This is a genomic window from Vibrio sp. R10-SG3-ISO3 (assembly GCF_059834225.1).
The window spans coordinates 1-24,035 of sequence record NZ_JCBDHE010000059.1; the positions used below are offsets into that span (position 1 = coordinate 1).

The following is a 24,035-nucleotide window of genomic DNA, read 5'->3' on the forward strand; positions in this document are numbered from 1 at the left end:
TGTGACGGGCGGTGTGTACAAGGCCCGGGAACGTATTCACCGTGGCATTCTGATCCACGATTACTAGCGATTCCGACTTCATGGAGTCGAGTTGCAGACTCCAATCCGGACTACGACGCACTTTTTGGGATTCGCTTACTCTCGCAAGTTCGCCGCCCTCTGTATGCGCCATTGTAGCACGTGTGTAGCCCTACTCGTAAGGGCCATGATGACTTGACGTCGTCCCCACCTTCCTCCGGTTTATCACCGGCAGTCTCCCTGGAGTTCCCACCCGAAGTGCTGGCAAACAAGGATAAGGGTTGCGCTCGTTGCGGGACTTAACCCAACATTTCACAACACGAGCTGACGACAGCCATGCAGCACCTGTCTTACAGTTCCCGAAGGCACCAAAGCATCTCTGCTAAGTTCTGTAGATGTCAAGAGTAGGTAAGGTTCTTCGCGTTGCATCGAATTAAACCACATGCTCCACCGCTTGTGCGGGCCCCCGTCAATTCATTTGAGTTTTAATCTTGCGACCGTACTCCCCAGGCGGTCTACTTAACGCGTTAGCTCCGAAAGCCACGGCTCAAGGCCACAACCTCCAAGTAGACATCGTTTACGGCGTGGACTACCAGGGTATCTAATCCTGTTTGCTCCCCACGCTTTCGCATCTGAGTGTCAGTATCTGTCCAGGGGGCCGCCTTCGCCACTGGTATTCCTTCAGATATCTACGCATTTCACCGCTACACCTGAAATTCTACCCCCCTCTACAGTACTCTAGTCTGCCAGTTTCAAATGCAATTCCGAGGTTGAGCCCCGGGCTTTCACATCTGACTTAACAAACCACCTGCATGCGCTTTACGCCCAGTAATTCCGATTAACGCTCGCACCCTCCGTATTACCGCGGCTGCTGGCACGGAGTTAGCCGGTGCTTCTTCTGCAGCTAACGTCAAACAAGCACGCTATTAACGTACCTGCCTTCCTCACTGCTGAAAGTACTTTACAACCCGAAGGCCTTCTTCATACACGCGGCATGGCTGCATCAGGCTTGCGCCCATTGTGCAATATTCCCCACTGCTGCCTCCCGTAGGAGTCTGGACCGTGTCTCAGTTCCAGTGTGGCTGATCATCCTCTCAGACCAGCTAGGGATCGTCGCCTTGGTGAGCCCTTACCTCACCAACTAGCTAATCCCACCTGGGCATATCCTGACGCGAGAGGCCCGAAGGTCCCCCTCTTTGGCTCGAAAGCATTATGCGGTATTAGCCATCGTTTCCAATGGTTATCCCCCACATCAGGGCAATTTCCCAGGCATTACTCACCCGTCCGCCGCTCGACGCCCTTAACGTTCCCCGAAGGTTCAGTTAAGTCGTTTCCGCTCGACTTGCATGTGTTAGGCCTGCCGCCAGCGTTCAATCTGAGCCATGATCAAACTCTTCAATTTAAAGTTTTGTTGGCTCAATGAATACTGAACATTACATAAAGTAATGTTTGAATTGACTGTGCTGAGTCCGAAGACTCAATGTTCACTTCGTATCATTGAAACCTAATTTGAAACCGCTCTTTATTAAGAGAAATTTCTAATTGGATTATCATTAACGAGTGCCCACACAGATTGATAGGTTTATTTTGTTAAAGAGCTGTGCTTTTCAAGAAACTTCCTCTCAAAGCGGAGGTGCATTCTAGCGAGTTAATTTGAAGAGTCAAACACTTTTCAAATTTATTTTCTCAAGAAACTTTTACCTCTCTTAACACTGCTGAAGCCTTGTGGCGTCTGCCGTGTCAATGGAAGCGCATTATAGGGAGCAACAGAAATAGCGCAAGCGAAAAAAGCCTTTTTTTTATCAAAAAACGCCTGACCGACTACTTTTCGAGCAGGCGCTATTTTATACCTAGTTTACGCGCACACTATCCTAAGCATATACACAAATGCCTGTGGATAACTCAACCTCTAACTGTCTGAATCAAAGAAGTATGAAATGCGTGAGCGTGGGTTTAAGTACTCTTTTACTTTATCTGGCAGCTTAGCAGGCAAAATTGCATTCACTATTTTCAGTTCTTTCTCCGCTAAATCGAGAATCGGGGCTTGAGTCCTTGGCACAGAAGGGTCGTACATCAGCACATTCGGGTAGAGAATATTGCGCGCGTTGACTGAAATGACCAAACCAACCATGTTGTTGGACAGTTGGACAACGGTACCGGGTGGGTAGACGCCCATAAACTTGATTAAAATGCCGAGGTTTTCGTTGCTATAGAGATGCTTGCAGTTTTTATAAAGGTGAGACAGCGCAACATAAGGGATCTTTTGTTCTGCTTCTATATTGCAGTGACAGAGATTGTCATACGCATTCGCCACCGACACTATTTGCGTCATCATATCTATCTCTTCTTCTTTTAACCCTTGAGGGTATCCAGAACCATCATTCAGTTCATGATGTTGAGTAATGACCGTTTTAGCATTTTCCGGAAAGCTCTCTATTTTATCGGCCAAGTCAAAACCATACTTGGTGTGCAGTTTGAGGTAGTTTTTCTCTGGCTCCGTCAAGGCCGTCTTTTTGCGGACTATTGCCGTTGGGATTTTAACTTTTCCCATATCATGGAATAGCGCAGCAAACGCCACTTCTTTTATCTTGTCTGCATTGAGCTTTTTAGCCTTGGCAATCATCATCGCGATAACCGCAACATTGAGGGAGTGAAAATAGATGTCCTCAAATTCACTCTTACCGTTCATCAGGTGCAACGTCACGTTGTCATCGCTAAGCAATTTGTCGACCACATCGCTGACTAACTCCGATGCCTCATCAATGGCTTGTTCTGGTCGGCTGCGAATTTTATTCATCACCGCTCGCATCTTTGACAACGATCGTTCGAACTCTTTTTCACACTGGATCACTCGGCGTCGATAGGCATTGAGCTTTTCTATTTGCTCTTGTTTCTGCTGCCAGAGTTTTTCTGCCTCACTATCAACGCCGGAGTGGTCATTGTCGGCCTCTTCTTCGGGTTGCGCTTTCTGCGGTGGCAGTGGTTCAACATCACTTTGCGCTGGATTGATATAGACGTGCTTAATTCCCAAGTGACGAATGAGTCGCACTTGCTCTTCGTCTTTTATCTTGAAGCTATTCAATAAGAAAGGGTGCTCATTCCATTTGAGCGGCAGTCGAATGTGCAATCCGGGTTGGAGACGATCAACGGTAATTTTGATGCTAGCCACGACGTTTATACAACTGAATCATTTTGATAACCCAATAATCTTAGATGAATTAGGTGGCGATTTCATCACAAAAAGCCACCCTACCTGACCAACTCATCAATAGACGTGAGCAACGGATTACTGACGCGACATGACACCTCAGCAGATTAGACTAGATTGCAGTGCAGCATCCAACGGATGCCAAACTGATCTTCCACTTTACCAAAGCGTGCTCCCCAAAATGTGTCGGCCAAAGGCATCATCACGCGACCTTGCGTCGCGAGCTTATCGAACAGCCTCGCTTGTAAGTCGAGATCGTCAAGCACAATGGATAAGGCGATGGTGTTTCCGCTCAGCTCTTTCGCCACCACACCATCAGAGAGCATCAATTTATTGCCCATGATGTCAATTTCTGCGTGCATGATCCAATGAGGCTCCGCCCCCTCAATGACCTGTGGTGAATCTTTGAAATATTGCACTGATGTGACATCTGCCTCAAAACTGTCACGATAAAAATGGAGCGCCTCGGCACATCTTCCAGCGAAAAAAAGATACGGTGTGATTTGATACATTGTCTGACTTCCTGTTGTTTTCTTTAAAAGATAGCTGACAATTCACTAACTCGCGGATAAAGCGAAGAAAAATTCCACCGCTCTTATCTTGCGCACAAAGCGCCGACTCGAACCACACTGCGTTAGACGAGGCCTTGTTCATTTTTAATAGGATTCCCCTATCAATAAGATAGCTACAAGCAATTTTATTTAGTCTATGGGGGATGAGAATATACTTTCCGAAAGCAAGAACTGCTCACCCAAAACATTCTGAGGAAAGTAAAGATATGATTAACACTAAGATCAAACCATTCAAAGCGACCGCATTCAAACAAGGTGAATTTGTTGAAGTCACAGAGCAAGACGTTCTGGGTAAATGGGCGGTATTCTTCTTCTACCCAGCAGACTTCACCTTCGTATGTCCAACTGAACTTGGTGACCTAGCAGACCACTACGAAGAGCTTCAAAAGCGCGGCGTAGAAGTTTACTCAGTCTCTACTGATACACACTTTACTCATAAAGCATGGCACGATAGCTCAGACACTATTGGCAAAATCAACTACTACATGCTTGGCGACCAAACTGGCAACATCACCAACAACTTCGGTGTTATGCGTGAAGGTCAAGGTCTTGCAGACCGCGCAACATTCCTGATCGACCCAGAAGGTACGATTCAAGCGATGGAAATCACTGCTGAAGGTATCGGCCGTGACGCAGAAGACCTACTTCGCAAAGTAAAAGCCGCTCAGTACGTCGCTGCTCACCCAGGCGAAGTTTGCCCAGCGAAATGGAAAGAAGGTGAAGAAACACTGGCACCATCTCTAGACCTAGTTGGCAAAATCTAATCTCACTGAGATTGTTGTTCCTCCCCTATTAGGAACCTAATTAAGAGAGCATTCTGGGTCTGATACCTGACGACCTTCTACCCGGTTTGCTCTCTTCCCAACCTGTTTTTATCCAGAGTAACCACTCTTTTGTTTATTTAAGGTAAGTACCACCATGCTAGACCAAGCGATTCAACAACAACTCAAACAATACCTCGCCAATGTAAAAGAAGAGGTTCGTCTAGTGGTTAGCCTAGATGAAAGCAAAGCCGCCAATGACATCCTCGCCTTGGCCAATCAAATCGCTGAGATGAGCGATCTGATCAGTGTTGAACGAGATGATAATGCCAGCGCACGCAAACCTGTGATGGCTGTGACCAACCCGGCCAAAGGTACGTCATTGCGCTTTGCCGGCTTGCCAATGGGACATGAATTCACGTCTCTCGTTTTGGCGCTGCTGCACTCTGGCGGTCACCCAATCAAGCTTGAGCCTGAGGTGATTGAGCAAATCGCCGCATTAGACAAAGATCTTGATGTCGAAATTTTTATTTCACTCTCGTGTCAAAACTGTCCAGACGTGGTTCAAGCGTTCAACATGATGGCGGCGATCAACCCGAAAGTGAACGCGACCATGATCGATGGCGCACTCTTCCAAGATGAAGTGAAACAACGTGACATCATGGCCGTACCGAGTGTCTTCGTTAACGGCGAGCTATTCGGTCAAGGCCGCATGTCTCTGACTGAAATTCTTAACAAAGTGGATGATGGCGCAAGCGAGAAAGCCGCGAAAGCTCTGAGCGAAAAAGACCCATACGATGTCTTAGTTGTCGGTGGTGGCCCTGGTGGTAGTGCTGCGGCTCTTTATGCGGCGCGTAAAGGGATTCGCACTGGTGTTGTCGCTAAACGCTTTGGCGGTCAAGTTATGGACACCATGGCGATCGAAAACTTCATTTCAGTGAAACGTACTGAAGGTCCAAAACTGGCGACTGATCTTGCTGAGCACTTAAAAGAGTACGATGTGGACGTCGTAACAGAACAGCAAGCAGAAAAGCTGATGGGCGCAGCGCACACAGAAGATGGTCTGATTCATATCCAACTTGAGAGTGGCGCAACTCTGAAGAGTAAGAGTGTCATTCTAAGCCCAGGTGCACGTTGGCGTGAAATGAACGTTCCGGGTGAGCAAGACTACCGCAACAAAGGCGTTGCCTACTGCCCACACTGTGACGGCCCACTGTTCAAAGGTAAGAAGACTGCCGTTATCGGTGGTGGTAACTCAGGTATTGAAGCCGCTATCGACCTTGCCGGTATTGTTGAGCATGTGACAGTGTTGGAGTTTGCGGATGTCCTTCGCGCCGACCAAGTCTTGATCAACAAGGCGAACTCGATGCCTAACATCGACATTATTACCATGGCACAAACCACAGAAGTGATGGGTGATGGGAAACGTGTCACGAGCTTGAAGTACAAAGATCGCAACACAGATGAGATCAAAGAGATTGAGCTGTCTGGTATCTTCGTGCAAATCGGCCTCGTACCGAACACAGAATGGCTGAAAGATTCAGAGGTTGCCCTGTCAAATCGTGGCGAAATCGAAGTCGGTAGCCGTGGTGAAACAAGCCTAGAAGGTGTATTTGCGGCGGGGGATGCCACAACTGTACCGTACAAACAGATCATCATTGCGATGGGAGAAGGCGCAAAAGCAAGCCTTGGCGCATTTGACTACTTGATTCGCAAACAAGGATAAATCCCCTTCTCGAACATCATTGGCACCGCGTGAAATTTTCACCTCAGAGGAAATTTATCGGGACGCAGTGATCGAACTTTGTGACGAGAAGTATAACAACAAAGGAAGCCCAAAAGACTTAGCCAGCAGCTGCCAACCTGCTGGTTTTTTTTGTCTACAATTTTTTATCAGCAAAACAGAATTTATCAGCAAAACGGCTTTTAACAGTAATACGGATTGTTGGTACAACCACTGAGCATGAGTGGTGTACATATACTCCTAACATGCACATCGTTTATTTTGCTAAGAGTAGATTGGTATGATTAAGCTAGAGCGTGAGTTGTCGTTCTCTCAAAAAACGTACATTATCGGCCTGCCTATGATGGCACTTTCGTTTATCTATTTTGCTCGCTATGGGTATGCGACGCCCGACCTGATTGCCACTCTGGTCTTGTCTGCCTTAGTCGTCATTCTCAATCGCCCCACCACTCGCTATGCCCTGCCGTACGTGCTGTACGGGTTTGTTGCTTTGCATATTCATCAAGCCTATGGCGACATCATGCTTCATTTTGAAGTCTTCATCATGTTGGCGTTGATGACGCTCTACAATAACTGGCTGATGGTATTACACGCACTGGTTGCCGCCGCTCTGCATCACGTTGTCTTCTTTTGGATGCAGTCGTCTGGCGTACCGGTATACATTTTCCCACCGAACAGCAGCTACACCTTAGTTATTGAGCACTGCCTGTATGCTATTTTCCAAGCTAGCGTATCCATGTACGCCTGTCTTGTACTGGATAAAAACCTGCAACGCTTGAAATACGTCAGCCGCACCGTCGATCATGTTGTACAAGGTTCGACGTTCAACTTAAATGTGGAACTGCAAGAGCGGGATGAGTTTTTCACTCGCTTTAACCAAATCATTCTACAGTTACAAGACACCGCGAGAATCCAACGCGAATCCGTTGCGGAGCTTTCTCATGTATCCGAGGATTTTGCGGCTAACACCACACGAATTGATCGTGAGATCTCTCGCAATAGTAACAATATTAAGCAAGTCGCGAGCGCGGTGAGCAATCTCGGTGATTCGTTCTCCCATGTCTCACAAACAACCCAAGCTTGCCATCAAAGTGCCCAGCATGCCGCGGAGCTTAGTGATGCATCGCTTTCTCAATCGGCCGAATGTCAACATCGCTTATCCCGCATGACTGATATTGTTGACCAAACACGCAGCAACGTCAGCCAAGTCGTACAAGACGCCAACAGCATTCACCAGATTCTCGAAGCGATCACGAGCATCTCTGAGCAGACAAACTTGCTCGCTCTCAACGCTTCCATCGAAGCGGCAAGAGCCGGCGAAGCCGGGAGAGGCTTCGCTGTGGTGGCAGACGAAGTCCGCCAGCTAGCGAATCGCACCAGCGCAAGCGTTGAGGAGATTGGTGTGTCTCTAGGTCAATTAGAGAAAGCAGTCAAACTCTCCACGGGCAACATCAGTGACATGACGGAACTATCGACGCAAGTCTCTAGTGCCGTGGACAATATCATCCAATCGACCGGACAAATCTCGCACAATATCAGCCAAGTGAGTCTCCAGATGTCGCAAGTCGCCGATTCAGTCGATGAGCAACACCGCTCATTAGACCGTCTACAAAGCAGTATGTCGGAAGTGGATAACGCCAGTGCTGTGATTGCCGAGCAATCGCAGGCGCAAAGCGCCTCGATTTCAGAGCTAACCCAAGCCACTAGCAAATTGGCGAGCCTAAGCCAGCGATTCCAGCTCTCTTAATGGCCTACCGCTACTTTTTGATCCCGCTGCTGTTTGCAGCGGGTTATTTCGCGCCGACCTGGTTCAAGTTTGAACCGAAAATGGAGTTCGCCGCGGCGCCTCAAGGGCTCACATTGGTCGACTGCCCAGTGAATGACGGAAAATGCCAAGTCGATGGGTATCACGTGACGATAAAAAGCGGCCAGTTTTCACCGCTAGAGAGAACCGAGTTTGAGCTCACTTATGAGGATGATCCTCCACTCGCTGACGTACTCGTTACCTCTGATGATCAACAATTTGGCACCTTAATTGGCCAACCGACACTCGATACGAGCCACTCCTACTCCGTGCTGATCCCCTACTGCACCAATAGCGCTATGCAAATCATCATCATTGACCCCTCGCGCTCGGTTGGCTTACGCCTCTCATCGCTGTTATAACCATTGTACAAACGCATCGAGTTACCTACACTAAACTCAATACAGTGCATAATAAAAACAGTGGTTAGGAGACAAGGATGTTTAATTTCGCTCGCGCCAAAAATGACAAGATTACTCAGTTAGAAAATCAACTTAGCAGCGCTAATCAATTTAAGGAGTCGGTGAAAGAATCGGTTCCTTATATCGAATTCACACCCGATGGGCACATCCGTTTTGCCAACGCTCAGTTTCTCTCTGTTACCGGTTATAGCTTGGAAGAAGTGCAAGGCAAACATCACCGCTTCCTTTGTTTCCCGGAGGACGTTGAGACAGCTGAATACAAACAACTTTGGAAAGATCTCAATCGCGGCATCCCTAAAACGGGCCGATTTATTCGCAAAAACAAGCAAGATCTCGCATTTTGGGTCGAGGCCACCTATTTTCCGGTCCGCGATCAAGATGGGAAAGTAGAGTATGTCGCCAAAGTGGCCTCTGACGTGAGTGATGCTCAGCGAGAGCGTGAGCGCAATCGAGCACTGTTAGACGCCCTGGATAAATCGTTAGCCGTCATCGACTTTGAACCCGACGGCACCATCATTACCGCCAATAAAAACTTCCTCGCGCACATGGGCTACTCATTGGCCGAAATCAAAGGTCAGCACCATCGTATGTTTTGCTTGCCAGAGTTTTATCAGTCCAACCCCAATTTTTGGGCAGAGTTGTCGACTGGTGCCATCAAAACCGGTCTGTTCCAACGGATTGATAAGCATGGTCAACGTATGTGGTTAGAAGCGACTTATAACCCGATTTTCAACCATGAAGGCAAAGTGGTTAAAATCATCAAACTCGCGAGCGATATTACCGATCGTGTCGAAAAAGCCGAGCGAGTCAAAGAAGCCGCCACCACCTCATTCGAGATAGCCCAGCAAACCGTCAACTCCGCGTGTGAAGGGAAAGAGAGCATTGCGCAGCTTCTGACCAACTCTCAAGAGATCAACCGCTCCGTCGCCGAAATGAATGAGTTGGTGACCGCCTTGAATGGTCAGTCGAAAAGCGTTGAAACCATCGTTTCAACCATCAGCGCCATTGCCGAGCAAACCAACCTGCTCGCATTGAACGCTGCAATTGAGGCGGCGAGGGCCGGAGAACAAGGCCGCGGCTTTGCCGTTGTGGCCGATGAAGTGCGGAATCTCGCAGCCAGGACCTCAGAATCCACCTCAGAGATTGCCGACGTTATTGGTGAGAACAGTAAGATCACGCAAAAGCTCGATGGCAAAATCCAAGCCGTTACCGAAAAAACGTCCCACGGTGAATCTCAAACTGAGCAGATCTCACAAGTGATCGACAGAATCATCGATGACGCAGAAAAAGTATCTCGAACGGTGGAAAACCTGTCTTAACCCTCTATCGTGATACTGCTAAGCGTCGTTCAAACAAAGCCTCGTTTAAACACGGGGCTTTTTTGAATATGGCGAATGCTAGAAACAACAAAGCCCCGACTTTCGTCGAGGCTTTGTTGTTTAAATATGGTACCGGTGGGCGGACTTGAACCGCCACGCCCGAAGGCAACGGATTTTGAATCCGTCGTGTATACCAATTTCACCACACCGGCATCTTGGGGATGACTCCCTGTTGATGTCTGGCATTATACGTAAGCTTTGCCATCGCGCAAGTGCAAAAAGCTGATTTGCTTATTGTTTGCTGATAAATTCGCCACAAAGTCGTAAGCTGTGCGCAAGCTCTCTTTTCATCACCAGTTTGACACTATATTCTGGCGCCAGTTTTTTAAGGGTAAGTCGTTTTATGTCTAGCAATAGCACCTTGCCACCAGCGGGACTTTTTCGCCGCTTAGGGGCACTTTTTTATGATGGATTGATCATCATTGCCATCGAAATGATGGCGGCCGGTATCGTTATCGCCATTTTACATGCGCTAATGGCGCTCGGCGTATTTCATGTTGGCCAATACCAAGACGTCAGTGATTTCCTTACGCAGCATCCGGTATGGAGCCCTCTCTACACCTTCTATCTCGCGGCGGTGTGGGTCTACTTCTTTGTCTACTTTTGGACAAAAGCGGGCCAAACATTGGGCATGCGTGCCTGGAAACTGCAACTGCAAAATGAGCAAGGTGGTCGAATCACGGTGACGCAAGCGCTGATTCGCATTGGCACATCCGGTTTCGGCCTGGCCAATCTTAGTGTGCCTATCGATCCCAAAAAGCGTGGCTTTCACGATATATGGGCTAAAACGCGCGTCGTGGTATTGCCCAAAGCGCAATAACAATCTGATAGGTAATAAAAAAGGAAAGCGATGTGCTTTCCTTTTTTGGTTTCTGTCCCAGCCTAAATCAGCTGGTCTATTCGGTGCTTAGTCAACACTGAGCTCTTTCAGCATCGAATCTGGTAGCGCCAACTCATCGTTCTTATTGACCGAAATGCCCGCGTCAATAATCGCTGTTGCAATCGCTTTGGCTTCATCCAGTGAATGCATCGCTGCCGTACCGCATTGGTATTCGTTGAGCTCTGGAATCTTGTTCTGGCTTTCCACTTTCAGCACATCTTGCATTGCCGCGAGCCATGCGTCAGCAACTTGAGACTCGGTCGGTGTGCCAATTAGGCTCATGTAGAAGCCTGTACGACAACCCATCGGTGAAATATCGATGATTTCCACGCTCTCACCGTTAAGGTGGTTACGCATGAAACCAGCGTATAGATGCTCAAGGGTGTGGATGCCTTTTTCTGACAAGATGTCTTTGTTTGGGGCGGTAAAACGCAAATCAAACACTGTGATAGTATCCCCTTTCGGCGTGGTCATCGTTTTTGCCACGCGAACGGCTGGGGCATTCATACGAGTGTGATCTACGGTAAAGCTATCTAGTAACGGCATGGTCCGTCTCCATTGGTTCCAAGCTCTTGGGAGCTGTTCTATTCTTTTTTTCGCCCGGCGATAACAGCTAGGCAGATAGTCAAAGCCTAGCAAATCGACGATGAATGAGCGAGCCTATTGTGGCACGGATTACGCCTGCTGCGGCGTTTTTAAGTACGCGAAGTAGTCTTCTAAAAACGCATCAAATGACAGGCTGTCTTTCGCTTCAATGTCAGCTTGTGCCTCCACTGAGCGCGCGACTTCTTGTTCCATCAGAGACTCACTGTAGGTACGGTATTGATGAGCTTGATGGCGCGCTTTGTACTGACGACCAAACTCTCGGCCCACACTCCCTAAACCGCCTAGGCGTTTGGTGTCTGCCAGTAGTTGCCCTGAAATGGTCAGCTCTGGGTTATCAATCCACTCAAGCAGTGTCTTCGCCACATCTTGGTACGCCTGACCACCGGCTGCCTCATCCATGACTTTGGCGATCGCCGTCAATTCAGAAAATACACGCTTAGCCCAGGTTTGCAACGTTAAGACTTCACCTTTGCAGCCAATCTGCAACTCAAGACCCGGCTTGCGACCTTCGACAATCACTTTGTTCCAGTTCTCTCGCCAGCACGCTTGCTCACAAAAATCCATCGGCTCAGAGTCACTTAATGCAGCCCATGCTAAGAAGAGGTCGAGGAAGCGAACCTGATCTTCGGTAATACCCACCGAACTGTATGGGTTCACGTCCAGTGAGCGCACCTCAATGTACTCAACTCCGCCTCGGCGCAACGCTTCAGACGGTTTCTCACCGCTTTTGGTCACTCGTTTCGGACGGATAGGCGCATAAAGCTCATTTTCAATCTGTAAAACGTTGCTATTGAGTTGACGGTACTCACCATCCACTTTCACGCCTATCTTGGCAAACTTGTCTGAAGGCGTGCGAATCGCTTCATTAAGCCCTGCTAAATACTCATCAATGCTATTGAATCCGATCTTGAGGACGCTTTGCGCGCTATTGGTGTAACCCAAATCACTCAAGCGCAGTGAGGTAGCGTTCGGCAGATAGAGGGTTTCACCAATGTTTTCAAACGGCAGTTTTGTCTCTCGGCCACGAATAAACGAAGAGCAGAGCGCCGGTGAAGCGCCAAAGAAATAAGGAATCAGCCACCCAAAGCGGTAGTAATTGCGAATTAAGCCGAAGTACGCCTCAGATTTGCTCTCTTGACGCGCATTCTCATCTTGCTCTCCATAGAGGGCATCCCAGAAACTGTCTGGGAAAGAGAAGTTAAAATGCACACCAGAGATAATTTGCATCAAACTGCCGTAGCGACGCTTCAACCCTTGGCGATACAGCGTTTTCATCTTGCCCGAGTTCGAGTCGCCATATTGAGCAAGGTTGATCAACTCTTCATGCTCTACGTAGCAAGGCATCGACAGTGGCCACAGTTTCTCTTCCCCCAGTTTGGTTTGGGTGAAATGGTGGATGTCTTCAAGCTGCGCCATCAACTGATCGATGTCGTGCGACACCGGAGTGATGAACTCGAGCAGCGATTCAGAGAAATCCGTCGTGATCCATTGGTTGGTCAACGCCGATCCTAACCCTTGAGGGTGCGGAGTGGTCGCCAAACGCCCGTCTTGATAGCGCAAAGTCTCTCGCTCGACGCCACGGCTAAAGTGTTGGAATACTTCTGGGTTACGAGCGACTCGCTCTAATCGCGCAGCAAAATCTGTCAAAATGAAGTTCACTTATGTTTAATCGTTTCTACGTTCTCAGTTATGTGTACTCTAACGGATGATTTCAAGCTCTTCTATCGGAATCTGTAAACTTTCTAGCTGGGGTTTTAACGATTTCGCATCGCCCACCACGATGATTTGATACTGGCTGGGATCAAACCACTTCGCCGCGAGTGCGTTTAACGTCTCCTTGCTGACCGTTGCCACAATCTGATTTCGTTGCTGTAAATAGTCTTCATCCAATCCGAACGCCAATATACTGCCTAGCAGTTGCGCTTTTTGCGCCGGAGTTTCGTAGTTGAGTGCATCTTGTTGACCGACGGCAAGACGCAAAAATTTCATCTCCTCATCGCTCATTCCCTGCTGGGCAAACTGTTCAAGCTCGTTACTCATCTCCACCAGTGCAGGCTGTGTGGCATCTGCTCTAACTTGAGCGGAAAAGACCAAGGCCCCCACTTCGCGGTTGGAGGCCAAATAGCCACTGGCACCATAGGTATAGCCTTTGTCTTCCCTTAGGTTTTGATTCAGACGGCTATTGAAATTGCCAGCCAAGTTAAAGTTGGCCAGTTGCGTAAGATAAACCTCTCCGGTTGCGTCAAATGGTAAGCCTTGTCGCACCATACGAATAATCGCTTGTGGCGCTCCCGGCTTATCCACTAGGTAGAGCTTTTGCTGGGCAAGGGGCTCAACCGACTGAGGTCGTAGCAATGGCGCCGCCTCGCCTTGCCACTCTTTCAAAAACGCGAGCTGTTTGACGATCTGCCTGCGGATGATGTCCCCCACAACCACTACTTGTGCACCTTGCGGCGTGTAGTGCTGCTGATAAAACGCCTTCACATCGTCTAGGCTAATCGCCTCGACCGAGGCTTGGGTGCCGTCGCTCGAACGTTCATAGACACTACCAGAAAACAGAACTTGTCGCGTGGCTTGTGACGCCAGCCAAGTCGGTTTCTGATGTTGATACACCAGCCCTTCTAATGTCTGCTTTTTAATCCGCTCGAAGTCGTCAGCATCAAAAGCGGGCTTGAACAGCACTTCTTCGACAATCGCTAACGTTGGCGTGAGGTTTTTCTCCAAGGTGGAGATCGACAGCGAGGTGGTGTAATTGCCCGCTCTCACCGAAAGCGTACTGCCCAACGCATCCAGTTTGGCTTGCAGCTCTTCCACACTCGACTCAGTGGTGCCCTCTTCGAGTAACGACGCCGTTAAGTTAGCCAGCCCCTCTTTACCTTGCAGGACATAACGCTCCCCAGCCGGGAAACTTATCTCCAGCTGAACCGTCGGCGTTTCTGAGCTCACGGTACCAATCAGCTCAGCGCCATTATCAAAATAGACGCGGTACAGCTCAGGCATCGTTGCTTCGACACCCTTGGCGACCTCTGGCATCACCGAGCGGTCAAAATCATCCTCTGCACGTCGATACGCCAGCTGGCTCTCATCCACTTTTTGGTATTCCGGCAACTGGCGTTTAGGGGTGACAAACGTCGCCGGCGCGGCTGCAAGCTCCGCTTTCCCACGCGGAATTACACTTAATGTCACTTTGTGTTGGTCTTTGATAAAACGCTGATACGCAGCTTGCACGGACTCTGGCGTCACGTTACGGATCTGCTCTAGCTGAGTCTGCATTCTATCTGGTTGACCAAAGAAGGTTTGATTGGATGCCAACTGCGAGACTTTACCGCGCACACTTTGCAAGGCAAAGACGGCGTCAGCTTCCGCCATACCGGTAATCTGGTCAAGGCGCGCTTGAGTGGCCCCTGTTTGCTCGAACTCCTCAAGGGTGTCCATCAGCGCTTGGTAGAGCGGCGTCAACTGCCCTTTGTCACCGGATGGCCCCATGGCATAAACGTAGAAGGTACAGGCAAGTTCAGCGCAATCTTGGAAGGCGCCCGCATCCACAGCCATCTCTGTCTTGACTAAGTTTTGATAGAGCAAGCTATTGGCGCCACTGCCCAAAATATTCGCCAATGCATTGAGCGAGGCCTGATTTTGCTCGCCATTGTAAGTGGTTGGCCACCCCACCAACACCATAGGTTGAGAAATGCGATCCTCTAGCGTGACATAGCGATCTTCATTGAGCTGAGCCGGCTGTTTCGGCGCTTTCTCTACCTCTGGTCCTGCCGGAATTGAAGCAAAATACTGGTGAACCCATTCAAGCGTTTGATCCACGTCGATATCGCCACCGATCGTCAGCACAGCATTATTCGGTCCATACCAGCGTAAAAAGAAAGCTTTAAGATCGTTGACATCCACACGGTCTAAATCCTCGACATAACCGATCGTTTGCCACGAATAGGGATGGCCTTCTGGGTACATGGCTTCCGCCATCTTTTCCCACATCAAGCCATACGGGCGATTATCGAAATTCTGCGCTCGCTCGTTTTTCACCGTATCACGTTGGACTTCAAACTTACGTTGTGAGACCGCATCAAGCAAAAATCCCATACGATCGGACTCAAGCCACAACATTTTTTCTAGCTGATTTGAAGGGACTGTTTCAAAGTAGTTGGTTCGGTCACGGTTGGTCGTACCGTTTAACGTCCCCCCCGCTTCAGTGATAATTTTAAAGTGTTGCTGATCGCCAACATGTTCGCTGCCTTGGAACATCATGTGTTCAAAAAAGTGGGCAAAGCCGGATTTACCGACTTCTTCCCGCGCAGAGCCTACATGGTAAGTGACGTCCACATGGACAAGAGGATCTGAATCATCCGGAGAGAGGATGACCGTCAACCCGTTGTCGAGGCGATATTTGGCATAAGGGATCATCGCAACGCCAGGCTGAGGCTTTACCTCTTCGATCAGAGAAACGCCCGGAGGGAGAGAAGAAAACAGCGATACTGAAGGAATCGTGCTGCTCGCGCAGCCATACAAAGCAAGGAGAGAAAGGGCACCAAGCCAGAGTTTTCTCATGACATCTCCTAGAAAAGTCCAAAATAAAGCGCAGCTAACGCGCTGTAACGTAATGCCTTACCCAGCAAAATAAGCCAGCAACATGGCCAAAAACGCATTCTCAGCCACCCAGCGGCTAAACAGAGAGGATCGCCAATAATCGGCAGCCAACTGAGCAGCAATGACCAATAGCCGTACTTTTGCAGCCAAGCTACGGCTTTATGACCGTGTTTTTCATCTTGAGTTCGATTTGGTAACCAGAGCCCGAGCCAATAATTGGTGAGCCCGCCCAAGGTGTTACCTAGGCTGGCAACGACGATCACCATCATAGTGGAGAATTGATTGAGACTGAGGGTGGCAACGAGCCCCGCCTCGGAGCCGCCCGGCAGCAGAGTCGCACTGAGAAACCCTGTGACGAAGAGTACCCACAGAGCCGAATCAGAAAACCACAATGCGACCGACTGAAATGCGTGATTAAACGCGTCTAACATTGCATATCAAGCAAGACTTTCCCGCGCGTTCTGCCCGTCTCGATTTGTCGATGTGCATCAGCGACATTGTCCATTGGGTAGACGTGCTGGATTTCCGTTTTAAGTAAGCCAACGCTGACCATATAGACGAGGGCATCTAACTGTTCAGGATTTGGGTCGACCAGCATCCCGGTCGCCTCAAAACCCAGCATCTTGGCTTTTTCGCAAATCATCTCAGCACTGATGGTCGGAACCGTGACGACGGTCGCGCCATCTTTTAGGCATTTTAGCGCATCTAATGCGGCGTCACCGCCCACTAGGTCAATCAAGACATCTACGTCTTCAACGCGCTCAGAGACCGGGGCAAACTGATAGTTGACCGCATGTGCGCCCAATGTCGCCAGGTAATCCAAATTGGCTTCCGAACAGGTGGTAAACACTTCCGCTTTCGCCGCGAGCGCCACTTGGACAGCGATGTGCCCCACCCCGCCAGCCCCCGCAAGAATAAGCACGCGTTGCCCTTCTTTGACGCCGGCTTTATCCAGCGCCTGAACAGCGGTTTGCCCAGCCAAAGGCAGAGCGGCAGCCGCCTCCAACGTGATGGCATCAGGCACTAAGGTCAGTAGCGTCTCTGGTACGGCGACATACTGGCTGTAGCCTCCACCTTGCAAAGGAAAGCCAATAAATCCCGCCACTTTATCGCCAACAGCAAAACGCTGCGCGTCATCGCCCGCTGCTACTATCTCTCCCGCGATATCGTAGCCGGGCACCCAAGGGAGGTTGTCTTTGTTTTGCGCGGCAGCCCAACCGAGCCCTGCACGGGTTTTTACGTCGATAGGGTTAACCCCAGCGAATGCCACTTTAACCAACACTTCGCCGGCTTGAGGATGAGGCACCGCTGAAGATTGAATCGCTAAGACATCCGGTTCGCCAAATTTCGTGATTACGATTTGTTTGTTTTCCATGTGTACTTTCCCTATCGATAAAAAAAGGGATGCGAAAGCATCCCTTTGAATATATACCAATTCTTAGTGAGAAGTTAACCGAACTGTCGCAATTTCGCCTTGCGTCACTCGCTCGACCTACTGAACCAGTGCCAGCAATATACCGGCGGCCACGGCCGAACCGAGCACTCCGGCCACGTTCGGGCCCATCGCATGCATCAGCAAGAAGTTTTGTGGGTTTGCTTGCAAGCCGACTTTATTCACCACGCGCGCAGCCATAGGTACCGCCGATACACCAGCAGCACCAATCAATGGGTTGATGTCCTCTTTTGACAGCTTATTGAGTAGCTTCGCCATCAAGACACCGCCTGCGGTACCGATACTGAAGGCAACCGCACCCAGCGCTAAGATCCCCAGTGTTTCGATGTTAAGAAACTCTTGTGCTTGAAGCTTGGAGCCGACACCCAGCCCAAGGAAAATGGTCACTATATTGATCAATTCATTTTGCGCCGTTTTCGATAAACGCTCCACCACACCAGCTTCACGCATCAAGTTACCTAGACAGAACATACCCACCAACGGCGTCGCCGCTGGCAGAAAGAGGATCGTCATCAACAAGACCGCCAATGGGAACAGGATCTTCTCTGCTTTACCCACATGACGCAGTTGCGCCATTTGGATCTTGCGCTCCTCAGGCGTAGTCAGCGCTTTCATAATCGGTGGCTGAATGATCGGCACTAACGCCATGTAGCTGTAGGCTGCCACGGCAATCGCGCCGAGCAGATCGGGCGACAATTTGCTGGCAAGGAAAATCGCCGTTGGGCCATCTGCACCACCAATAATGGCGATCGAGGCCGCATCAGGCATACTAAATTCCATACCCGGCACATAGTTAAGCAAGATCGCACCAAACAAGGTGGCGAAGATACCAAACTGCGCCGCAGCACCTAGCCACAAGGTTTTAGGGTTCGCGATCAAAGCACCGAAGTCCGTCATCGCGCCCACACCCATAAAGATCAACAGCGGGAAAATACCCGATTCGATCCCCACGTAGTAGACGTAATAGAGCAAACCGCCCTCTTCGGTAAAACCCGCATTCGGAATATTCGCTAAGATCGCACCAAAGCCGATCGGCAGCAGCAGCAATGGCTCAAAACCTTTGCGGATAGCCAAAAACAGCAGCACACAGCCGACCAAGATCATGCAAATCTGGCCAAATTCGAAGTGAGCGATCCCTGTCTCTGACCACAGAGTCATTAAACCTTCCATGTTACTCCCTTACGCCAAGCTTAATAACGGGGCGCCTACCGTCACGGCATCACCTTCTTTGACATGCAGATCTTGGACGATGCCAGCACGCGCCGCGCGGACTTCAGTTTCCATCTTCATGGCTTCTAAGATGAGTAGGACATCACCTTCTGCCACTTCAGCGCCGCTTTGTACATTTACTTTGAAAATGTTACCCGCCAGTGGTGCGGGTACTGTTTCGGCATTGCTTTCTGCCGCAGGTGCAGGAGCCGACGACACCGATTTCGCTGGTGTGACGGAGCTGAGCTGACCTTGAGGGCCCACCTCAACATCGTACACTTGGCCATCGACCTTAACGCTGTAGGTTTCAATTCCGCCTTGTGCGGCAACGCTAGGGGCTGCAACGACAGGCTCTTCTTTACCCGGCGCAGGCTCAAACGCATCTGGATTAAGACGGTTTTTAAGGAACTTCAGCCCCACTTGTGGGAAGAGTGCGTACGTCAACACGTCATCAACGGTGTCTTGCGCCAACGCGATACCTTCCGCCTTCGCTTTTGTCAGCAGATCGTCAGTGAGGGTGTCCATCTCATCAACCAAAAGATCCGCAGGGCGGCAAGTGATCGCTTCCGCGCCATCCAGCACTTTCGCTTGAAGTTCTGCATTAAGCTCTGCGGGCGCTGCGCCATACTCGCCTTTGAGTATGCCTGCGGTTTCTTTGGTAATGCTCTTGTAACGCTCGCCAGTAAGCACGTTGATCACCGCTTGGGTACCAACGATCTGTGAGGTTGGGGTGACGAGAGGAATGTAGCCAAGATCTTGACGAACACGTGGGATCTCTTCCAGCACTTCATCAAGACGATCCGCGGCGCCCTGCTCTTTAAGCTGGCTCTCCATGTTGGTCAACATGCCGCCAGGTACTTGAGCAATCAAGATACGAGAATCGACGCCTTTCAACTGACCTTCAAATTTCGCGTACTTCTTACGAACCTCGCGGAAATACGCCGCAATAGGTTCAAGCTGATCCAACTTGAGGTTTGTGTCGCGCTCTGTCCCTTCTAGCATTGCCACCACAGTTTCTGTTGGCGTATGGCCATAGGTACAGCTCATCGAGGAGATCGCCGTATCGAGAATATCCACGCCCGCCTCTACCGCTTTCACTGCCGTGGCCGTAGATAGGCCAGTCGTCGCGTGACAATGGAGAGCCAATGGAATGTCCGTTGAGGCTTTAATACGCGTGATCAGCTCTTCGGCTTCGTAAGGCTTAAGCAAGCCAGACATATCTTTAATACAGAGAGAATGACAGCCCAAGTCTTCTAAGCGCTTGGCCAGATCCACCCAAGTATCGGCGTTGTGCACAGGACTGGTGGTGTAAGAGAGCGTACCTTGAGCGTGCGCACCCACATCGACGGTCGCTTTGACCGCTTTCTCGAAGTTTCTCACATCGTTCATGGCGTCGAAAATACGGAACACATCCATACCATTGGCATGGGCACGCTCGACGAATTTCTCCACCACATCATCCGCGTAGTGGCGATAGCCCAATAAATTTTGTCCACGCAGTAACATCTGCATCGGCGTGTTTGGCATCGCTTGTTTCAATGCGCGAAGACGCTCCCAAGGATCCTCTCCTAAGAAACGGATACAGGCATCAAAGGTGGCACCGCCCCATGTTTCTAAAGACCAATATCCGACTTTATCGAGCTCAGCTGCGATAGGTAACATATCTTCAAGGCGCATACGGGTCGCAAACAGCGATTGATGGGCGTCACGAAGTACCACGTCGGTTAACGCTAGTGGTTTAGACATGCTCATTAACTCCTTTTAATCCAGTCCAATACTAATTTGCCGTCTTGGTGCGATATTGATGCACCGCAGCGGAGATCGCCGCTACAACAGTCGGGCTCACCGTAGAAGAGCTGGGTTGAACTTTATTATTTTTAAGTGGGGTGGCGATCGGCTCTGGCACCTCTTCGGGGACCAGTTTCGACATCAGCCGAACGAGATAGACAAGAATAGTGAGGAACAGAAACACAACCGTCATCCCTGTTAACATCAGGGCGGCCGCGTCTACTAGCAGGCTTCCAACATTTTCCATTTTTGCATCCTTTCTTTGTCATCCTGACAAGGAGATAGGCCTCAATGTGGACGTCATTATCCTAAGGGTCGAATAAAAAGTCCTGATGGCCTAATAAAACCAGCGCAAAGCTGGCCCATCATTGTTCAGGATAAACCGTTTAATCCCGACAAGAGGTTTAGGATTATCTCGATTGGCTAAACTTTGTCAATTTTGATTCCTGCACTCTTGAGGATAATGCACATTTCTAAGGACGAACACGTCTTACAAATCACATAAATCTGCAATTTCACCGTATCCGAGCACAAATAACTGCTGATTTTATGACGTTATTGCAAATTTGGAGCAATTACTGGGATAGACTTAATGTTTCACGAAAAACTTCATAAAAAACATCAAGTTGTAAATGGAAGGTTGGAATAATATTACGAAGATGTTAAAAAGCCCCGCTATCGCTAGCGGGGCTTATAATATGGCGCGCTCGGAAGGATTCGAACCTTCGACCGCCTGGTTCGTAGCCAGGTACTCTATCCAGCTGAGCTACGAGCGCGCAATCTTCTCATTACGAAAAATTTGTGACTATTGGGACACCAATAGTGGTCGGGCTATTGCCCTAAAGAGTGGCGCGTCCTGGAGGATTCGAACCTCCGACCGCCTGGTTCGTAGCCAGGTACTCTATCCAGCTGAGCTAAGGACGCGTCGGTTTCACTGACTTTGGCCTATTCGCCATCATCAATCAAACGTTATAGTGGCGCGCTCGGAAGGATTCGAACCTTCGACCGCCTGGTTCGTAGCCAGGTACTCTATCCAGCTGAGCTACGAGCGCGCAATCTTCTCATTACGAGAAATTTGTGACTATTGGGACACCAATAGTGGTCGGGCTATGCCCTAAAGAGTGGCGCGTCCTGGAGGATTCGAACCTTCCGACCGCCTGGTTCGTAGCCAGGTACTCTATCCAGCTGAGCTAAGGACGCGTCGGTTTTACTGATTTTGGTCTATTGCCATCATCAATCAAACGTAATAGTGGCGCGCTCGGAAGGATTCGAACCTTCGACCGCCTGGTTCGTAGCCAGGTACTCTATCCAGCTGAGCTACGAGCGCGCAATATTCTCATTACGAGAAGGTTGTGAAGTATATCACACAAATTTTCGTCTAAAACAAAAAAATTGACCATAGGCCAATTAATGGCGGTGAGGGAGGGATTCGAACCCTCGATACGGCTACAAACCGTATACTCCCTTAGCAGGGGAGCGCCTTCAGCCTCTCGGCCACCTCACCGTTTTATTCCCTGGTAAGGAAATATGGCGCGCTCGGAAGGATTCGAACCTTCGACCGCCTGGTTCGTAGCCAGGTACTCTATCCAGCTGAGCTACGAGCGCGCAATGTTTTCCGCTGTTCTTCCAAAGAACGCTTTAAACGAATGCTCTAACGAGCAGTGCAAGAATGGCGGTGAGGGAGGGATTCGAACCCTCGATACGGCTACAAACCGTATACTCCCTTAGCAGGGGAGCGCCTTCAGCCTCTCGGCCACCTCACCGTCTTGCGGAGGCACATATTACGATTTACCAAAAATATGTCAAACACTTTCTTGGCAAAAACGTCATTTTATACTTCAACCGTTGGGTATTTAATCAAAGCGATGTTAATTCGCTCTTTTCATTCACTTTGTCACAATTGGCGATACAAAAAAGGCTGACAATCGTCAGCCTTTTCACAGGTTAGTAGTTACCTGGTGCAACGTTACCGTTGCCTTTTTCCGCTTGAATTCGCATGTAGATTTCTTCGCGGTGAACGGATACTTCTTTCGGAGCATTGACGCCGATACGTACCTGGTTACCTTTTACACCCAGTACGGTTACTGTTACTTCGTCACCGATCATTAGAGTTTCGCCCACTCGGCGAGTTAAAATTAGCATTCTGTGCTCCTTGAGTAATCTCTGATTTATCTTGCTACTGGGTTATTATCCAACAAAAGGGTTATTTACGTAAACTCTATTGTTGTGACTAATCAACCCCAAAAGGCATGTTTTTCTAAGCAGTCGATCGCCTTTGCAGAAGTGATGTAATGCTCATGCAGTACATTAGCCGCTTTATCAACAGACTCAGGTTCAACCACCAAAGTTAACGATTGCGGGTTAATCGATACATGAATCACGTCAATGGCAACTTCTGACAATAACGCACACGACTGTTCTACCAATCCTTCGACATGCAAACCTACTGCGGTGAGTAAGCTAACAGACCCACTATTGCGGATTTTGTCTTTGAAAACCAGTTCCAGTTTAGAGTATGCGTCCTCTTTTAACACCACGTCGACCCATTCTGCATACTCGATCACATTCCAGATATGAATACCTAACATTAAACACTGTTTCTTCAGGCTCTCAAGTGACTCTTTTTCAATGCTGATCAGACGCATATCTCGCTGCAGCGCAATACCACAAACCGCATCTTGGCACTCTTCCCCTTTGACTAAGCTGCCAGGGTTAGTGTCAAAGGTGGATAACACACGCAAAGGCACATTGTGTTGCCATGCGTACTGTACAGAGGGCAAGTGCAATACCTTCGCCCCTTTACGTGCCATCTCTTCCATGGATGGGAAGTCGATCACTTCTAGCTTTTTCGCGTTGGCCACAACACGAGGGTCACAGGTATATATGCCATCCACATCGGTAAAGATTTGGCACTCATCGGCTTGCAAAGCGCCCGCTAGAGTCACTGCGCTGGTGTCCGAACCGCCGCGTCCCAGTGTGGTGATGTCCCCTTTTTCATTGATCCCCTGAAAACCAGCCACGACCACAATATGGTCTTCCGCCAGCAGTTCATCGATAAGTTGGGTATCAATCTGTTTAATCGTCGCATCATTGTGAACATTATCCGTCACAATGCCTGCTTGTGCTCCGGTAAGTGAACGGGCCGGATAGCCAAGTTTATTGAGCATCATCGCCAATAAAGCCATCGATACTTGTTCACCAGCAGAGAGCAAAACATCAAGTTCTCTCGCCGTCGGTACGCTGTCTACCTGCTTCGCCAAATCCATCAATCGATTGGTTTCACCAGACATCGCAGACACCACGACAACCACTTGATTACCATCATTTTTCGCGTTAATGATGTGTTTGGCTACCGTATGAATTCTCTCAATAGAACCCACTGAGGTTCCACCAAACTTTTGCACGATAAGGGGCTTTTTCACCAGTCTTCACCTTCCCAAGACTATGTCTCATTAGGACTGCATTCAATGCGTTGAATATTGTTTGCAGTAGTTAAAACAAAAACCAAGCGGCTTATAGGCTTGATTCATCAGGCCCAATTAAACCACTTGGCTTACAAAAATAAATTACGCCCAATCAAACTAATGATTGAGCG

Annotated in this window: 17 protein-coding genes, 9 tRNA genes, 1 rRNA gene and 2 pseudogenes; 7 read left to right on the top strand and 22 right to left on the bottom strand. The window is 49.3% G+C overall.

Annotated features, from left to right (window positions below; all coding sequences use genetic code 11):
- From AC6R1A_RS17455 to AC6R1A_RS17465, 3 genes are all read right to left on the bottom strand, one after another.
- Nucleotides 1-1,420, bottom strand: a 16S ribosomal RNA gene (locus AC6R1A_RS17455); the annotation flags it as partial.
- Nucleotides 1,421-1,927: 507 nt separating this feature from the next.
- The gene (locus tag AC6R1A_RS17460; protein ID WP_500633030.1) at nt 1,928-3,187 is read right to left on the bottom strand and encodes a cyclic di-GMP phosphodiesterase; all 1,260 of its coding nucleotides are present in this window, start codon (nt 3,185-3,187) and stop codon (nt 1,928-1,930) included.
- A 146-nt stretch (nt 3,188-3,333) separates the two neighbouring features.
- Complete coding sequence (locus tag AC6R1A_RS17465) at nt 3,334-3,738, bottom strand: VOC family protein (protein WP_334555126.1); 405 nt, start codon at nt 3,736-3,738, stop codon at nt 3,334-3,336.
- A gap of 266 nt (nt 3,739-4,004) precedes the next feature.
- On the opposite strand from AC6R1A_RS17465, the gene ahpC reads away from it, so the two are divergent.
- The 6 genes and pseudogenes from ahpC to AC6R1A_RS17495 all read left to right on the top strand — a co-directional run.
- Nucleotides 4,005-4,562 (top strand): alkyl hydroperoxide reductase subunit C, encoded by a 558-nt coding sequence (gene ahpC / locus AC6R1A_RS17470; protein ID WP_334555125.1) that lies wholly within the window; start codon nt 4,005-4,007, stop codon nt 4,560-4,562.
- A gap of 154 nt (nt 4,563-4,716) precedes the next feature.
- Nucleotides 4,717-6,285 (top strand): alkyl hydroperoxide reductase subunit F, encoded by a 1,569-nt coding sequence (ahpF, locus tag AC6R1A_RS17475; RefSeq protein WP_500633031.1) that lies wholly within the window; start codon nt 4,717-4,719, stop codon nt 6,283-6,285.
- Nucleotides 6,286-7,468: 1,183 nt separating this feature from the next.
- Nucleotides 7,469-8,050, top strand: a complete 582-nt coding sequence (locus tag AC6R1A_RS17480; protein WP_500646213.1) for a methyl-accepting chemotaxis protein — start codon at nt 7,469-7,471, stop codon at nt 8,048-8,050.
- Nucleotides 8,050-8,469 (top strand): hypothetical protein, encoded by a 420-nt coding sequence (locus AC6R1A_RS17485; protein WP_500631236.1) that lies wholly within the window; start codon nt 8,050-8,052, stop codon nt 8,467-8,469. Before AC6R1A_RS17480 ends, AC6R1A_RS17485 begins: the two co-directional genes overlap by 1 nt.
- A gap of 77 nt (nt 8,470-8,546) precedes the next feature.
- Nucleotides 8,547-9,323 (top strand): annotated as a pseudogene (locus AC6R1A_RS17490) (PAS domain-containing protein); the annotation flags it as partial.
- A gap of 102 nt (nt 9,324-9,425) precedes the next feature.
- Nucleotides 9,426-9,848 (top strand): annotated as a pseudogene (locus AC6R1A_RS17495) (methyl-accepting chemotaxis protein); the annotation flags it as partial.
- A 127-nt stretch (nt 9,849-9,975) separates the two neighbouring features.
- On the opposite strand, the gene AC6R1A_RS17500 reads toward AC6R1A_RS17495, so the two are convergent.
- Nucleotides 9,976-10,060 (bottom strand) — tRNA-Leu (locus tag AC6R1A_RS17500).
- Between the two features lie 191 nt (nt 10,061-10,251).
- On the opposite strand from AC6R1A_RS17500, the gene AC6R1A_RS17505 reads away from it, so the two are divergent.
- Nucleotides 10,252-10,728: an RDD family protein gene (locus tag AC6R1A_RS17505; RefSeq protein ID WP_334555102.1), complete on the top strand. Its 477-nt coding sequence runs from the start codon at nt 10,252-10,254 to the stop codon at nt 10,726-10,728.
- 87 nt (nt 10,729-10,815) lie between these two features.
- On the opposite strand, the gene luxS is transcribed toward AC6R1A_RS17505, so the two are convergent.
- From luxS to AC6R1A_RS17595, 18 genes are all read right to left on the bottom strand, one after another.
- Nucleotides 10,816-11,334 carry an S-ribosylhomocysteine lyase gene (luxS, locus tag AC6R1A_RS17510; RefSeq protein WP_334555101.1) on the bottom strand — a complete coding sequence of 173 codons (519 nt, stop codon included), beginning with the start codon at nt 11,332-11,334 and terminating at the stop codon, nt 10,816-10,818.
- 129 nt (nt 11,335-11,463) lie between these two features.
- A complete protein-coding gene (gshA, locus tag AC6R1A_RS17515; protein WP_500633033.1) occupies nt 11,464-13,041 on the bottom strand; it encodes a glutamate--cysteine ligase in 1,578 nt (525 codons plus the stop codon).
- Between the two features lie 51 nt (nt 13,042-13,092).
- The gene (locus AC6R1A_RS17520; RefSeq protein WP_500633034.1) at nt 13,093-15,951 is read right to left on the bottom strand and encodes a M16 family metallopeptidase; all 2,859 of its coding nucleotides are present in this window, start codon (nt 15,949-15,951) and stop codon (nt 13,093-13,095) included.
- Nucleotides 15,952-15,959: 8 nt separating this feature from the next.
- Complete coding sequence (locus AC6R1A_RS17525) at nt 15,960-16,421, bottom strand: YqaA family protein (protein ID WP_500633035.1); 462 nt, start codon at nt 16,419-16,421, stop codon at nt 15,960-15,962.
- Nucleotides 16,415-17,365, bottom strand: coding sequence for an NADP-dependent oxidoreductase (locus tag AC6R1A_RS17530; RefSeq protein WP_500633036.1), 951 nt, complete (start codon nt 17,363-17,365; stop codon nt 16,415-16,417). Before AC6R1A_RS17530 ends, AC6R1A_RS17525 begins: the two co-directional genes overlap by 7 nt.
- 117 nt (nt 17,366-17,482) lie before the next feature.
- Complete coding sequence (locus AC6R1A_RS17535; protein ID WP_500631231.1) at nt 17,483-18,613, bottom strand: sodium ion-translocating decarboxylase subunit beta; 1,131 nt, start codon at nt 18,611-18,613, stop codon at nt 17,483-17,485.
- A gap of 9 nt (nt 18,614-18,622) precedes the next feature.
- Nucleotides 18,623-20,398, bottom strand: a complete 1,776-nt coding sequence (gene oadA, locus AC6R1A_RS17540) for a sodium-extruding oxaloacetate decarboxylase subunit alpha (protein WP_500633037.1) — start codon at nt 20,396-20,398, stop codon at nt 18,623-18,625.
- Nucleotides 20,399-20,429: 31 nt separating this feature from the next.
- Nucleotides 20,430-20,687 (bottom strand): oxaloacetate decarboxylase subunit gamma, encoded by a 258-nt coding sequence (locus AC6R1A_RS17545; protein ID WP_334555094.1) that lies wholly within the window; start codon nt 20,685-20,687, stop codon nt 20,430-20,432.
- Nucleotides 20,688-21,139: 452 nt separating this feature from the next.
- A tRNA-Arg gene (locus AC6R1A_RS17550) sits at nt 21,140-21,216 on the bottom strand.
- A 71-nt stretch (nt 21,217-21,287) separates the two neighbouring features.
- Nucleotides 21,288-21,364: transfer RNA gene (locus AC6R1A_RS17555), tRNA-Arg, on the bottom strand.
- A 51-nt stretch (nt 21,365-21,415) separates the two neighbouring features.
- A tRNA-Arg gene (locus tag AC6R1A_RS17560) sits at nt 21,416-21,492 on the bottom strand.
- A gap of 70 nt (nt 21,493-21,562) precedes the next feature.
- Nucleotides 21,563-21,640, bottom strand: a tRNA-Arg gene (locus AC6R1A_RS17565).
- Between the two features lie 50 nt (nt 21,641-21,690).
- Nucleotides 21,691-21,767, bottom strand: a tRNA-Arg gene (locus tag AC6R1A_RS17570).
- An 84-nt stretch (nt 21,768-21,851) separates the two neighbouring features.
- Nucleotides 21,852-21,944 (bottom strand) — tRNA-Ser (locus tag AC6R1A_RS17575).
- Nucleotides 21,945-21,968: 24 nt separating this feature from the next.
- A tRNA-Arg gene (locus tag AC6R1A_RS17580) sits at nt 21,969-22,045 on the bottom strand.
- Between the two features lie 65 nt (nt 22,046-22,110).
- A tRNA-Ser gene (locus AC6R1A_RS17585) sits at nt 22,111-22,203 on the bottom strand.
- Nucleotides 22,204-22,384: 181 nt separating this feature from the next.
- Nucleotides 22,385-22,582, bottom strand: coding sequence for a carbon storage regulator CsrA (gene csrA, locus AC6R1A_RS17590; protein ID WP_009847619.1), 198 nt, complete (start codon nt 22,580-22,582; stop codon nt 22,385-22,387).
- 92 nt (nt 22,583-22,674) lie between these two features.
- A complete protein-coding gene (locus AC6R1A_RS17595) occupies nt 22,675-23,862 on the bottom strand; it encodes an aspartate kinase (RefSeq protein ID WP_500633971.1) in 1,188 nt (395 codons plus the stop codon).
- Nucleotides 23,863-24,035 lie beyond the last annotated feature (173 nt).